This window comes from Pseudomonas sp. IT-347P (genome assembly GCF_949768005.1).
In the GTDB taxonomy this organism is placed as follows: Bacteria; Pseudomonadota; Gammaproteobacteria; order Pseudomonadales; family Pseudomonadaceae; genus Aquipseudomonas.
Genome location: NZ_CATKPQ010000033.1, coordinates 1 through 13,517 on the forward strand (window position 1 = coordinate 1; position 13,517 = coordinate 13,517).

Here is a 13,517-nt window from a genome sequence, read left to right on the forward strand (position 1 = left end):
CAGCCACCCAATCAGAACGCCGGCAATACCGCGCCTTTGTACTTCTCGGTAATGAATTTCTTCACTTCCGGGCTGTGCAGGGCAGCAGCCAGTTTCTTCATCGCGTCGCTATCCTTGTTGTCCGGGCGGGACACGAGGATGTTCACGTACGGCGAATCATTGCCTTCGATCACCAGCGCATCCTTGGACGGATCGAGCTTGGCTTCCAGCGCGTAGTTGGTGTTGATCAGCGCCAGATCGACCTGAGTCAGCACACGCGGAATGGTCGCGGCTTCCAGCTCACGGATCTTCAGGTCTTTCGGGTTGGTCGCGATGTCTTTGACGGTCGACAGGATGTTGGTCGGATCCTTCAAAGTGAGCACGCCCGCCTTGGCCAGCAGCAACAGGGCACGGCCGCCGTTGGTGGCGTCGTTCGGGATCACCACGTTGGCGCCGCCCGGCAGTTCTTCGAGCTTCTTGTACTTGTTCGAGTACGCGCCCAGCGGCTCCAGGTGCACGCCGGTAACGGCGACGAGGCTGGTGCCCTTGGCCTTGTTGAACTCATCGAGGTATGGCTGGTGCTGGAAGAAGTTGGCGTCCAGACGTTTTTCCGCGACCTGTACGTTCGGCTGAATATAGTCGGTGAAGACTTTGACCTTCAGATCCACGCCTTCTTTGGCCAGCGCTGGTTTCACGAACTCGAGGATTTCCGCGTGCGGCACCGGGGTGGCCGCAACGGTCAGGGTTTCGGCGTGGGCCGAGAATGCTGCAACGGCAGCAAAAGCAGCGATCAGTTTTTTCATTCAGCTAACTCCTTATGAGGCGCCCGTCTGGCGCCTGCCAGCGAATGGCCGGCTCATCTGTTCAATACAAAACCGGTTATTTGCGCGAGAAATGCACGACCAGTCGATCACCGACCATCTGCAACACTTGCACCAGAATCAACAGCAACACCACGGTGACGATCATTACGTCAGTCTGGAAACGCTGGTAACCGAAACGGATGGCCAGGTCACCCAGACCACCGGCGCCGACCACACCGGCCATCGCCGTGTAGGACACCAGTGTAATCGCCGTCACCGTAATCGCCGCGAAGATGCCCGGGCGGGCTTCCGGCAGCAAGGCGTTCATGATGATCTGCCGGGTGGTCGCACCCATCGACTGAGTCGCTTCGATGATGCCGCGGTCGACTTCACGCAGCGCGGTTTCCACCAGACGCGCGAAAAACGGCGTCGCGCCGACCACCAGTGGCGGAATTGCACCGGCCACGCCTAGCGACGTACCGGTGATCAGCACGGTGAACGGGATCATCACGATCAACAGAATGATGAACGGCAGCGAGCGCAGGATGTTCACCGCCAGCGACAAGAATGCGTAGAGACCGCGGTTTTCCAGCAACTGGCGCGGGCTGCAGAGGAACAGCAACACGCCCAGCGGCAGGCCGAGCAACACGGTGAACAGCAGGGAACCGCCGAGCATCAGCATCGTATCGCCGGTGGCCAGCCAGATTTCGTACCAGTCGATATTGGTGAAGAAACTGATCAGGTCTTCCATTAGCGCAATACCTCCATGTGAACGTCAGCGGCGGTGAAGCGGGCGAAGGCCGCTTCCATGTCGCCACCGGTGACGGCGAGGGTCAATTGCCCGTAAGGAATGTCTTTGATGCGGTCGATGCGACCGGCGAGGATGCTGTAGTCGACCCCGGTCTCCCGGGCGACCGTACCGAGCAACGGCGCGTAGGTCGCTTCGCCCTGAAAGGTCAGACGCACGATACGGCCGGGCACGTGAGCGAAGTCATCGCGCTGCTCGCTTTCGTCGATCTGCTCGCTTTCCTGGACGAAACGCTTGGTGGTCGGGTGCTGCGGATGCAGGAATACATCCGCCACCGAACCTTGCTCGACGATCACGCCGGCATCCATCACCGCCACTTGATCGCAAACGCGACGGATCACATCCATCTCGTGGGTGATCAGGACGATGGTCAGTTTCAGTTCGCGGTTGATCTCGGCCAGCAGTTGCAGGACCGACGCGGTGGTCTGCGGATCGAGGGCACTGGTGGCCTCGTCGCACAGCAGAATCTTCGGCTTGGTCGCCAGGGCGCGGGCGATGCCAACGCGCTGCTTCTGGCCACCGGACAATTGCGCCGGATATTTTTTCGCGTGGTCGGACAGACCGACTCGCGCGAGCAACTCGGCGACACGCTGGTCAATCTCGCTGGTCGACAGTTCGCCAGCCAGGGTCAGCGGCAACGCAACGTTGTCGGCCACGGTCTTGGAGGCGAGCAGGTTGAAGTGCTGGAAGATCATCCCGACTTGCTGGCGGAAACGGCGCAGGCCGTTGGCGTCCAGCGCGGTGACTTCTTCGCCGTCGACGATGATCTTGCCGCCGCTGGAATCTTCCAGGCGATTGATCAGACGCAGCAGGGTACTTTTGCCCGCACCGGAATGGCCGATCAGGCCGAACACCTGCCCGTTCTCGATAGAGAGACTGGTCGGATGCAGCGCGGGAATATCCTTACCGGCGACGCGGTAAGTCTTGTGGACGTTTTGAAACTCGATCACGTAGCGAACCTTGTGGGGCGCGTTAGAAAAGGATCAGCGGTTAGCCGGGCGCGCATTTTAGCCTGTCCGTATAGAGGTTCTTAGCATTTATTTCGCAATTAACCTTCGATTTGGCAATAACAAGATCAAAGGTCATAAAAAAGGAACGTCCAAAGCGCCTCATCAGTCATTAGGTAAGCGACTTGAAAACCCCGGGTGCCGTGCCCGGGAACCACTCAAGAGTCCCCGGTAAGGGATCGGGGTCAACCGAGGAGTTTACGTCTGATGAGCAAGAAGCCTACGACCGACAAAAGCCAGCTGGCCGGAACCGATACCCTGGACCGAGCCAACACCAACGCCAAACTCGACAGCCTGGAGAAGTTTCGCTCCGACGCCACCGGCCAGGCCCTGCGCACCAACCAGGGCGTGAAGATCGCCGACAACCAGAACACGCTCAAGGCCGGTCCGCGTGGGCCGTCGCTGCTTGAAGACTTCATCATGCGGGAAAAGATCACGCATTTTGACCATGAACGCATTCCGGAGCGCATCGTTCATGCGCGCGGCACTGGCGCCCACGGTTTCTTTCAAGCCTACGAGAACCATTCAGAGCTGACCAAGGCCGGTTTCCTGCAGGATCCGGGGAAAAAGACTCCGGTGTTCGTACGCTTTTCCACGGTGCAGGGCCCGCGCGGTTCCGGCGATACCGTGCGTGACGTGCGTGGTTTCGCGGTGAAGTTCTTCACCGACGAAGGCAACTTCGACCTAGTCGGTAACAACATGCCGGTGTTTTTCATCCAGGACGCGATCAAATTTCCCGACTTCGTCCACGCGGTGAAACCCGAGCCGCACAACGAAATCCCTACCGGCGGCTCGGCCCACGACACGTTCTGGGACTTCGTGTCCCTGGTGCCGGAATCGGCGCACATGGTGATCTGGGCGATGTCCGACCGGGCGATCCCGAAAAGCTTGCGCAGCATGCAGGGCTTCGGTGTGCACACCTTCCGCCTGATCAACGCCGAAGGTAAATCGCGTTTCGTCAAATTCCACTGGCGCCCTACCGCCGGCACCTGCTCGCTGGTATGGGATGAGGCGCAGAAGCTTGCCGGTAAAGACACCGACTACCATCGCCGCGACCTCTGGGAAGCGATCGAGATGGGCGACTACCCGGAATGGGAACTGGGCGTGCAGATCATCGAAGAGGAAAACGAACACGACTTCGATTTCGACATCCTCGACCCGACCAAGATCATCCCCGAAGAAATCGTGCCGATCACGCCGCTGGGCAAAATGACCCTGAACCGCAACCCGGACAATTTCTTTGCCGAGACCGAACAGGTTGCGTTCTGCCCTGGCCACATCGTGCCGGGTATCGACTTCTCGAATGACCCGCTGCTGCAAGGTCGGCTGTTTTCCTACACCGACACGCAGATCAGCCGACTCGGCGGGCCGAATTTTCATGAGTTGCCGATCAACCGTCCGGTGGCGCCGTTCCATAACGGCCAGCGCGATGCGCAACATCGCACCACCATCGATAAGGGCCGCGCTTCTTATGAGCCCAACTCGATCGACGGCGGCTGGCCGAAGGAAACGCCACCGGCGGCTCAGGACGGTGGTTTCGAGAGCTATCCGGAACGCATCGACGCAGCGAAGATCCGCCAGCGCAGCGAGTCGTTCAGCGATCACTTCTCCCAGGCCCGACTGTTCTTCAACAGCATGAGTGACCACGAGAAAGAGCACATCATCGCCGCCTATAGCTTCGAGCTGGGCAAGGTCGAGCGTGAATTCATTCGTGCCCGTGAAGTGAACGAAATCCTCGCCAACATTGACCTGACCCTGGCCAAACGCGTCGCGGAAAACCTCGGTTTACCAGCGCCGACTCAAGGTACCGTCGAAGTACGCAAGACCTCGCTGGAGCGCTCGCCCGCACTGAGCCAGGCCAACCTGCTGCCCGGCGATATCAAGACGCGCAAAGTGGCGATTCTCGCGGCCAACGGTGTTGATGCTGCGGCGATCGATGCGATGAAAAAAGCCCTGGAAGCCGAAGGCGCACACGCGAAACTGCTCGGTCCGACCTCGGCACCAGTGAAAACCGCTGATGGGAAGGCATTACCGGTGGATGCCTCGATGGAAGGCATGCCTTCTATCGCGTTTGACGCGGTATTCGTGCCGGGTGGCGCCGCCTCAATCACTGCATTGAGCGGCGACGGCGTGGCGCTGCATTACCTGTTGGAGGCCTACAAGCATCTGAAGGCGATTGCGCTGCACGGTGAAGCCAAGCAACTGCAGGACCTGCTCAAGCTGGATGCGGATGCGGGGTTGTTGCAGGGCAAGGATGTGCCGGGGTTGACCAAGCCGTTTTTCGCGGCGATCGGGCAGCATCGCGTCTGGGCGCGGGAGCCTAAAGCGAAAGCCATTCCTGCTTAAAAACTTCGTTGGCTCAAAAGACGCTTTCGCGAGCAAGCTCGCTCCCACAAGGGATCTCTGGTGAACACAGATTTTGTGTCAGGCCCGAGATCAAATGTGGGAGCGAGCTTGCTCGCGAAGGTTTTAAGGTTTACGCGGACTCAAGACCATCTGCGCCGGTACTGTGCGCAGAGTTTGCTTCACAATCTTAAGATCAAAATCCGGATTCAATTTCTTGACCCGTTTGGTCAGCAACGTCGCCAGCCACGGATAGTCATTGGTTCGTGGCGCCTGAATGGTCACGGCACACTCATAATTCACCACATCGGCGGCGATTGCATCGAGTTGCCGGCGAAGTTTGCGACTATCGGTGATGTTCAACGCAACCGTCGTGCTCTCGGCGGTCGGATCGATCACCTTCGCTTTCGGCTTGGCCTCGGCTGCCAACAACGCCGCTTCAGCCTTTTCCAGCTCAGCCTTGCGCGCTTCGGTAATGGCGCCATTGACGCCACCGGTCAGCGCCGGCGCTTTCGGCATCAGCGCGCGCGCACGGCTGAGCGCCGTAGCGGCAGCATTCACATCACCCTTTTGCAACACGATCTGGCTGCGACGCAGATACGCTTCGGCCAGTTGCCGCTGGTATTGCTCAAGGGATTGGTCGTTTGGGGTTTCTTTCTGCAAAGTGGCCAATTGGTCTTCTGCCGTGGCCAGTTCGCTGCTGGCCAGGCTTTGCTCCAGCTGTGCGATGGCCGTAGCCCGCGCATCGGGGACTTCAGCCACCGGCGGCGTGCTTTGGCAGGCGCCCAGCAGCACGGAAAATGCGACAAGGAGCAGATAACGGGAGGCGAACGGCTTCATTCCTGCGACTCTCTATTTGCGCAAAAAGCGGCCAAGTCTACACCCCACGACGGGGCAGAACAAAACTCAACAGAAACAGTGCGGCCGCCGTCACAACGATTGACGGCCCCGCCGGGGTGTCCTTGAACCATGACAGCGCCAGCCCGCCACACACGGCAAGCATGCCCAGCAGGCTCGCGCCGAGTGCCATTTGCTCCGGCGAGCGGGCGTGACGTTGTGCCGCAGCCGCCGGGATGATCAACAGCGAGGTGATCAGCAACACCCCGACGATTTTCATCGCCACCGCGATCACCACCGCGATCAACAGCATCAGCGCCATGCGCAAACCCGCCACCGGCAGACCTTCAACCCTGGCCAGCTCTTCGTGCACGGTGATCGCCAACAGCGGTCGCCATAGCGTCACCAGCAGCACCAGCACCGCCGCACTGCCGCCAAGGATCCATGCCAGATCAGTCGGACTGATCGCCAGCAGGTCGCCGAACAGATAGGCCATCAGGTCGATCCGCACTTCATGCATGAAGCTTAGTACTACCAGGCCGAGAGAGAGCGTGCTCGGTGCGAGAATTCCCAACAGCGTGTCGGACGCCAGTGGTTGGCGCTGTTGCAGCGTAACCAGCAGCACTGCCAGCAGCAGGCATCCGACCGTCACCGCGACCGTCGGGCTGACATCCAGCAGAAAGCCCAACGCCACACCGAGCAAGGCAGCGTGGGACAAGGTGTCGCCGAAATACGCCATGCGCCGCCAGACCACGAACGAACCCAACGGTCCTGCAACGATCGCCAATGCCAGACCTGCAAGCAGGGCATACAACAGAAAATCAGCCATGCTTGCAGTTGTCTCCGTGAACATGAGGTTGGCCAATCACCGGCCCTTTGACCACCGAACCGTGCAGGTCGTGAGCGTGGTCGTGATGGTGGTGATAAACCGCCAGGCTCTGCGCATTCTTGCCGAACAGCTCGACGAACGCCGGATCGCCGCTGACCTGCTCGGGATGCCCGGAGCAGCAGACGTGACGGTTGAGGCAGACCACTTGGTCGGTGGTGCTCATCACCAGATGCAGATCGTGAGACACCATCAGCACGCCGCAGCCATGGCGATCGCGCAGACGGGTGATCAGGCTGTACAACTCGGCTTGCCCGGCAACATCGACGCCTTGCACCGGCTCATCCAGCACCAGCAATTGCGGCTCGCGCAGCAAGGCGCGAGCGAGCAGCACGCGCTGCATCTCGCCGCCGGAAACGCTTTGCACCGGGCTGTCGATGACGTGTTCGGCGCCGACTTCTTTCAGCGCCGCCAGCGCACGCGGACGGTCAACACCGGGCACCAGGCGCAGAAAGCGCAGCACCGAAAGCGGCAAGGTCGGATCGACGTGGAGTTTTTGCGGCATGTAACCGACACGCAGCTTCGGCTTGCGCCAGACGCTGCCGCTGTCCGGTTTCAACAAACCAAGCACGGCGCGCACCAGCGTGGTCTTGCCGGCGCCATTGGGGCCGATCAGGGTGACGATCTGCCCCGGCTCGACGCTCAGCTCGATATTGTCCAGCACAGCCTGCCCGGCAAACGTGACGGCGACCTGCTCCAGACGGATCAGCGCGTTGCTCATCAAGCCCCCTGGCAACCGGAGCACAGGCCGACGACTTCGACGGTCTGCGCTTCGACGATGAAACCGACGTCTTTGGCGCTGTTGATGATCGCGTCGCTGATCACTTTTTGCTCAAGTTCGATGGCGGCATGACAGTCGCGGCAAATCAGGAACTGGCCCTGGTGCGCGTGTTCCGGGTGCACGCAGCCAACGAAAGCGTTGAGCGAGGAGATACGATGCACCAGGCCGTTTTCCAGAAGGAAATCCAGCGCACGGTACACGGTTGGCGGCGCAGCGCGGCGGCCATCCTGCTCGCTCAGCACGGCAAGAATGTCGTAGGCGCCCAGCGGCTTGTGGCTCTGCCACACCAGTTCCAGCACCCGGCGGCGCAACGCGGTCAGGCGCAAGCCTTTCTGGGCGCACAAGGTATCGGCCTCGGACAAAGCGCTATGCACGCAATGTGAGTGGTCGTGGGGACGGCTGGCAATCGGTGTAATAGGCATGGGCGGCGACGAGTTTTGATAGAGACGTTATTATGTTACCCGTTCTCGCCTCCTTGAGTGGTCATCGTGTCCCGACTTTTTTCTGTTTTTGTGGCGTTTGTCGCCAGTTTTCTGCTGATCGGTTCGGCTCAGGCCGAGGTCAAAGTCCTTACCAGCATCAAACCGTTGCAGCTGATTGCAGCAGCCGTGCAGGACGGCGTAGCGATTCCCGAAGTGCTGCTGCCGCCCGGTGCTTCGCCACACAATTACGCGTTGCGCCCATCCGACGTACGGAAGGTGCAATCGGTGGATCTGCTCTACTGGATCGGCCCGGACATGGAAGGTTTCCTGCCACGCGTGCTGAACGGTCGTACGCTGCCGAGCGTGGCCGTGCAGGATTTGCCGGGGATGCATCTACGCCGTTTTGCTGAAGACAGCCATTCCCACGCCGAAGAGGCTGACGAGCATGATCACGATCACCGCCCGGGCACGCTGGATGCGCATTTGTGGTTGTCGCCGGTCAATGCGCGGGTGATTGCCGACAAGATGGCGGCTGACTTGAGCGCTGCGGACCCGGCGAATGCCGAGCGTTATCAGAGCAATGCCAAAGCATTCGATGAGCGTCTTGATGCGCTTGATCAGCGTTTGAAAAAGCGTCTGGCCAGCGTTGAAGGCAAGCCGTACTTCGTTTTTCACGAGGCGTTTGATTATTTTGAAGAGGCTTATGGCCTGAAGCACGCTGGCGTGTTCAGTGTGGCCGCCGAAGTGCAGCCGGGGGCGCAACATGTCGCGGCGATGCGCAAGCGCTTGCAGGAGACAGGGAAGACCTGCGTGTTCAGCGAACCGCCGCTGCGTCCGCGTCTGGCGGAAACATTGGTGGCTGGCCTGCCGGTGAAACTGGCTGAGCTGGATGCGCTGGGCGGATACACCCCGGCGACGGCTCAGGGCTATGAGCAGGTGCTGGAGAAGCTGGGTAATGATCTGGCGGGATGCCTGGAATCGCTTTAAGGCTGATTCGGCTTCGCCTCAATCGCGAGCAGGCTCACTCCTACAAGAGATCACCTAACCCCTGTAGTGAGCCTGCTCGCGATGCTTTTAAAGAGCGAAAGGCAACGGTGTGTGAACCTGCTGCCGCTGCGCCAGCCGCTGCTCAAACTCTTTCGGATCGTGAATCAACACATCCTGCCCGGCAAACTGCTCCGCCGCGATCAACCGCGACAGCCAGAACCGCACACAGGCCACGCGCAGCATCGTCGGCCACAACTCAGCCTCCGCCGCCGTGAACGGGCGCAGCGCGGCATAAGCGCCTAGAAATGCGCGGGCACGCGGCCCATCGATCAAACCGTCCTCGTCCGAACACCAGTCATTCAAGGCAATCGCCACGTCATAGAGCATCGGTCCCGAGCAGGCGTTGTAGAAGTCGATCAGCCCGGTCAGGTGCGTGCCTTCAAACATCGCGTTGTCGCGGAAAAGATCGGCGTGAATGTTCGCTCGAGGCAGCGCGAGAATCTTGTCTTTGCGCTCGGTGATTTCCTCCAGCGCCTTGTGCAGCAGCGCTCGCGGCTCCTCGCTCAGGTGCGAGAGAAATTCGCGGCCCTCCTCCAGCATCCAGTCCAGGCCACGATCGGTCTTGCGCTTGATCATGCGCTCGCCCTGGGTCGCCAGGTGCAGGTGCGCCTGCAATTCGCCGACCTGCGCGCAATGCTGCGCATTGGCGACCTTGATGTGCTTGCCGGACAGGCGCGGCTGCAGCAGCGCCGGTTTGCCCTTCAGCTCACGCAACGCCACGCCGTCGGTGGTGCGCAGTGCGTACGGTACCGGCAGATCGGCTTCGTGCAGCACGTCGAGCAACTCGATGAAGAACGGCATCTCCTGCACCGGGCCGCGCTCGACCAGGGTCAGGACGAACTCGCCCTGCTCCAGGCTGATAAAGAAATTGGTGTTTTCGCTGCCGGCGGCGATCCCCTGGAAATCAAGCAGACGGCCAAGCCCGTAAGGGGCGAGAAAGGTTTCCAGCTCGGGCCGAGCCAGGGGAGTGAACACAGACATGTTTTAACTGCCAGTACGGGCACCGCCAATCACGGCGCCGGGTGAATTAAAAATCTACTTCCATTCGAAAATCTTCCACGACGGAATCAGCATATCCGGCTGATCCGAGCGGATGAAGTTTGCATCCGTCCCGTCTGCGCGCACCAGAAAGTACGGTGGCGCGCCCTTCGGCGTGACTTTGATCGCGTACAGGAACCCGTTTTGACGGTACTCCTGAATCGTCTTGTCGCCTTCCGTGCGAATGGTGACCTCAGGATCTCCCGACGGCGCATCATCCGCCGCCATCGCGGCCAACGGTGAGGCAGCAATCAGACCGACCAGCAGCAAGCGATTTAACGTACGCATGATAACCTTGTCCCTTTGTCGTCAACGGTCCGGCTATTCTAGCCCCGGACCCGCCGAAAAGGTTGATCCTGCTCATGAGCCAAGCCCCCCTCGTCCTGGTGGACGGTTCGTCTTACCTGTACCGCGCCTTTCACGCGCTGCCACCGCTGACCACCTCCAAAGGCCTGCCGACCGGTGCGGTCAAAGGCGTGCTGAACATGCTCAAGAGTCTGCGCAAGCAGTACCCGGACAGCCCGTTCGCGGTGGTGTTCGACGCCAAGGGTGGGACATTTCGTGATGAGATGTACGCCGAATACAAAGCCAACCGCCCAAGCATGCCCGATGACATGCGCGTGCAGATCGAGCCGCTGCACCAGAGCGTGATCGCCCTCGGTTTCCCGCTGTTGTGCGTGGACGGCGTCGAGGCCGATGACGTAATTGGCACCCTCGCCCGCAGCAGCGCGGCGGCGGACCGTCCGGTGATCATCTCCACCGGCGACAAGGACATGGCACAACTGGTCGACGGCCACATTACCTTGGTCAACACCATGTCCGGTAGTTCGATGGATGTGGAGGGCGTGAAGGAGAAATTCGGCGTCGCTCCCGAGCAGATCATCGATTATCTGGCCCTGATGGGCGACTCTTCCGACAACATTCCGGGCGTTCCGGGCATCGGTCCGAAGACGGCTTCCGGCCTGCTGGTCGGGGTCAATGGCGGTCTGACCGAGCTGTACGCCAATCTCGACATCGTCCCGACTCTGCCGATTCGCGGCGCGAAAACCCTGCCGGCCAAGCTCGAAGAACACAAGGAGATGGCCTTCCTCTCCTATCAACTGGCGACCATCAAGGTCGACGTGCCGCTCGACATCAGTCTCGACGACCTGCAAATGGGCGCGGAAGACCCGGCCAAGCTATACGAGCTGTACACCCTGCTGGAATTCAAGAGCTGGCTGAACGACCTTGATCGCGACGCCAAGCGCCTGGAACTGAGTACGGCCACCGAGCCTGCGCCGGCCGGCGACCTGTTCAGCGCACACGCAGAAGAAAACCCTGCCGCTCCGACCGAAGCCGCGTATGAAACCATCCTCGATCAGGCGCGTTTCGACGTCTGGCTGGAAAAACTCAACAACGCCAAGCTCTTCGCCTTCGACACCGAAACCACCGGCATCGACGCGCAGCAGGCGCAACTGGTCGGTCTGTCGTTCGCCGTGCAGGCCAACGAAGCCGCGTACATTCCGCTCACCCACTCCTACATTGGCGTGCCGGAACAACTGGATCGCGACACCGTGCTGCGCGCACTCAAGCCGATTCTCGAAGACCCGAGCAAGCTCAAGGTCGGCCAGCACGCCAAGTTCGACATGAACATCCTGGCCAACTGCGCCATCGGCGGCGATCAGAACCAAGGCATCAACGTGCGCGGCATCGCCTTCGACACGATGCTTGAGTCTTATGTGCTCAACTCCACCGCCACCCGTCACGACATGGACAGCCTCGCGCAGAAGTATCTGGATCACACCACCGTGAGCTTCCAGGACATCGCCGGCAAAGGCGCCAAGCAACTGACCTTCGACCAGATCGCGCTGGAGCAGGCCGGACCGTACGCCGCCGAAGATGCCGACATCACCCTGCGTCTGCACCAGACCTTGTTCGAAAAACTCAGCGCCATCCCGAGCCTGGCCAGCGTGCTGACCGATATCGAAATCCCGCTGGTGCCAGTGCTGGCGCGCATCGAGCGCCAGGGCGCGTTTGTCGACGCTGAACTGCTCGGGATCCAGAGCATCGAGCTGGGCAACAAAATGGTCGCGCTGGAGCGTGAGGCCTTCGAGATCGCCGGGGAAGAATTCAACCTTGGCTCGCCGAAGCAGCTGGGCGTGATTCTCTACGAGAAACTCGGCCTGCCGGTGCTGAAGAAGACCGCCAAGGGTCAGCCTTCGACTGCTGAAGAAGTGCTGGCGAAACTCGCTGAAGACGATCACCGCTTGCCGAAGGTGCTGATGGAGCACCGCTCGATGAGCAAGCTGAAAAGCACCTACACCGATCGCCTGCCGGAGCAGATCAACCCGCGCACCGGGCGTATCCACACCTCCTATCATCAGGCAGTAGCATCGACCGGGCGTTTGTCCTCCAGCGATCCAAACCTGCAGAATATCCCGGTGCGTACCGCGGAAGGCCGGCGTATCCGTCAGGCGTTCGTCGCGCCGAAAGGCTACAAACTGTTGGCGGCGGACTATTCGCAGATCGAACTGCGGATCATGGCGCACCTGTCCAGGGACGAAGGCCTGATGAACGCCTTCCGCGACAATCTGGACGTGCACACCGCGACCGCTGCCGAAGTGTTCAAGGTCGAGCTCAACGAAGTGACCTCCGACCAGCGCCGTAGCGCCAAGGCGATCAACTTCGGTCTGATCTACGGTATGGGCGCGCAGAAGCTCGGCAAGGACATCGGTGTCGATACCAAGACTGCCAAGGCCTACATCGACACCTACTTTGCCCGTTATCCAGGCGTGCGTGAGTACATGGAGCGCACCCGCGCGCAGGCGGCGGATCAGGGTTATGTCGAAACCTTCTTCGGCCGTCGTCTGTATCTGCCGGAAATCAACTCGAACAAGCCGCAGGAACGCGCCGCCGCCGAACGCACGGCGATCAACGCGCCGATGCAAGGCACCGCCGCCGACATCATCAAGAAAGCCATGGTCGCGGTGGATCACTGGCTGGCGACTTCCGGGCTGGACGCCAAAGTGATCCTGCAGGTACACGATGAACTGGTGCTGGAGGTTCGCGAGGATCTGGTCGAACAGGTCAGCGCCGAGATTCGCGTACACATGAGCGAGGCGGCGAAACTGGACGTACCGCTGTTGGTCGAAGTCGGTGTGGGCAACAACTGGGATGAGGCTCACTGAGCCTTCTGAGCACGGTTTGTCGCGACCTGTTGTCGCGGCAACGCCCGGTAATCCGTGCTTATTGCGAAAAGCGCTTGGGATTATTCCAAAGCTTTTTGAAAAAAATCTGAACTAATCTGGAAGGACACCACTCAGAGATACTGAATGGCTGGTGAAGCCCTTCGATGCTCCTATGTTGTGTTAAGTGTTGGCAGATATCTGAACCCCGCCCTAGCGGTTCGGAACTTAAACCCCGGAATTTCTCCCTCCCCAATGAAATCCGGGGCTTTTTTTGCCCGAAAATTGGCTGTAGCACGCTCAGACTGCGTTGAAAGCACAGCTAAAAATGCTCATTTAGGTACCCTAAACTCCGCTTTTTAACGGTGCTTTCGCCTTGCCTGAGCGCACCACAGCCAATTT

At 60.1% G+C, this 13,517-nt stretch carries 12 protein-coding genes; 3 read left to right on the forward strand and 9 right to left on the reverse strand.

Going from position 1 to position 13,517, the window contains the following annotated elements:
- Positions 1-11 precede the first annotated feature (11 nt).
- The 3 genes from ACM6IV_RS12770 to ACM6IV_RS12780 all read right to left on the reverse strand — a co-directional run bounded on the left by ACM6IV_RS12770 (position 12) and on the right by ACM6IV_RS12780 (position 2,540).
- Positions 12-782 carry a MetQ/NlpA family ABC transporter substrate-binding protein gene (locus tag ACM6IV_RS12770; protein WP_414870270.1) on the reverse strand — a complete coding sequence of 257 codons (771 nt, stop codon included), beginning with the start codon at positions 780-782 and terminating at the stop codon, positions 12-14.
- 76 nt (positions 783-858) lie between these two features.
- Complete coding sequence (locus ACM6IV_RS12775; protein ID WP_414870271.1) at positions 859-1,533, reverse strand: methionine ABC transporter permease; 675 nt, start codon at positions 1,531-1,533, stop codon at positions 859-861.
- The gene (locus ACM6IV_RS12780; protein ID WP_414870272.1) at positions 1,533-2,540 is read right to left on the reverse strand and encodes a methionine ABC transporter ATP-binding protein; all 1,008 of its coding nucleotides are present in this window, start codon (positions 2,538-2,540) and stop codon (positions 1,533-1,535) included. Before ACM6IV_RS12780 ends, ACM6IV_RS12775 begins: the two co-directional genes overlap by 1 nt.
- Positions 2,541-2,801: 261 nt before the next feature.
- Between ACM6IV_RS12780 and katE the strand changes: the two genes are divergently transcribed.
- A complete protein-coding gene (katE, locus tag ACM6IV_RS12785) occupies positions 2,802-4,943 on the forward strand; it encodes a catalase HPII (RefSeq protein ID WP_414870753.1) in 2,142 nt (713 codons plus the stop codon).
- Between the two features lie 123 nt (positions 4,944-5,066).
- Here katE and ACM6IV_RS12790 read toward each other — a convergent pair whose 3' ends face one another.
- Genes ACM6IV_RS12790 through ACM6IV_RS12805 form a run of 4 tightly spaced genes read right to left on the reverse strand, consistent with a single transcriptional unit; the run spans position 5,067 to position 7,866 of the window.
- Entirely contained in the window at positions 5,067-5,780 is a 714-nt protein-coding gene (locus ACM6IV_RS12790) for a PA5502 family lipoprotein (protein ID WP_414870273.1), read from the reverse strand.
- 37 nt (positions 5,781-5,817) lie between these two features.
- Complete coding sequence (gene znuB, locus ACM6IV_RS12795) at positions 5,818-6,606, reverse strand: zinc ABC transporter permease subunit ZnuB (RefSeq protein ID WP_150595857.1); 789 nt, start codon at positions 6,604-6,606, stop codon at positions 5,818-5,820.
- Positions 6,599-7,384, reverse strand: coding sequence for a zinc ABC transporter ATP-binding protein ZnuC (gene znuC, locus ACM6IV_RS12800; protein ID WP_414870274.1), 786 nt, complete (start codon positions 7,382-7,384; stop codon positions 6,599-6,601). Before znuC ends, znuB begins: the two co-directional genes overlap by 8 nt.
- Positions 7,384-7,866 (reverse strand): Fur family transcriptional regulator, encoded by a 483-nt coding sequence (locus tag ACM6IV_RS12805; RefSeq protein WP_007911760.1) that lies wholly within the window; start codon positions 7,864-7,866, stop codon positions 7,384-7,386. The genes znuC and ACM6IV_RS12805 overlap by 1 nt, the downstream gene beginning before the upstream one ends.
- Before the next feature lie 66 nt (positions 7,867-7,932).
- On the opposite strand from ACM6IV_RS12805, the gene ACM6IV_RS12810 reads away from it, so the two are divergent.
- Positions 7,933-8,853 carry a zinc ABC transporter substrate-binding protein gene (locus ACM6IV_RS12810; RefSeq protein WP_414870275.1) on the forward strand — a complete coding sequence of 307 codons (921 nt, stop codon included), beginning with the start codon at positions 7,933-7,935 and terminating at the stop codon, positions 8,851-8,853.
- A gap of 87 nt (positions 8,854-8,940) precedes the next feature.
- On the opposite strand, the gene ACM6IV_RS12815 is transcribed toward ACM6IV_RS12810, so the two are convergent.
- Positions 8,941-9,894, reverse strand: a complete 954-nt coding sequence (locus tag ACM6IV_RS12815) for a homoserine kinase (protein ID WP_414870276.1) — start codon at positions 9,892-9,894, stop codon at positions 8,941-8,943.
- Positions 9,895-9,948: 54 nt separating this feature from the next.
- On the reverse strand, positions 9,949-10,239 hold the full coding sequence (locus tag ACM6IV_RS12820) for a DUF2782 domain-containing protein (protein WP_064389732.1): 291 nt from the start codon (positions 10,237-10,239) through the stop codon (positions 9,949-9,951).
- Between the two features lie 74 nt (positions 10,240-10,313).
- Between ACM6IV_RS12820 and polA the strand changes: the two genes are divergently transcribed.
- On the forward strand, positions 10,314-13,118 hold the full coding sequence (gene polA, locus ACM6IV_RS12825) for a DNA polymerase I (RefSeq protein ID WP_414870277.1): 2,805 nt from the start codon (positions 10,314-10,316) through the stop codon (positions 13,116-13,118).
- The last annotated feature ends 399 nt before the right edge of the window (positions 13,119-13,517 follow it).

Bases quoted from the DNA above. Each gene is read 5' to 3' on its own strand.
- znuB (WP_150595857.1), bottom strand. From the start codon at position 6,606: ATGGCTGATTTTCTGTTGTATGCCCTGCTTGCAGGTCTGGCATTGGCG.
- ACM6IV_RS12770 (WP_414870270.1), bottom strand. From the start codon at position 782: ATGAAAAAACTGATCGCTGCTTTTGCTGCCGTTGCAGCATTCTCGGCC.
- ACM6IV_RS12805 (WP_007911760.1), bottom strand. From the start codon at position 7,866: ATGCCTATTACACCGATTGCCAGCCGTCCCCACGACCACTCACATTGC.
- polA (WP_414870277.1), top strand. From the start codon at position 10,314: ATGAGCCAAGCCCCCCTCGTCCTGGTGGACGGTTCGTCTTACCTGTAC.
- ACM6IV_RS12790 (WP_414870273.1), bottom strand. From the start codon at position 5,780: ATGAAGCCGTTCGCCTCCCGTTATCTGCTCCTTGTCGCATTTTCCGTG.
- ACM6IV_RS12820 (WP_064389732.1), bottom strand. From the start codon at position 10,239: ATGCGTACGTTAAATCGCTTGCTGCTGGTCGGTCTGATTGCTGCCTCA.
- ACM6IV_RS12775 (WP_414870271.1), bottom strand. From the start codon at position 1,533: ATGGAAGACCTGATCAGTTTCTTCACCAATATCGACTGGTACGAAATC.
- ACM6IV_RS12815 (WP_414870276.1), bottom strand. From the start codon at position 9,894: ATGTCTGTGTTCACTCCCCTGGCTCGGCCCGAGCTGGAAACCTTTCTC.
- znuC (WP_414870274.1), bottom strand. From the start codon at position 7,384: ATGAGCAACGCGCTGATCCGTCTGGAGCAGGTCGCCGTCACGTTTGCC.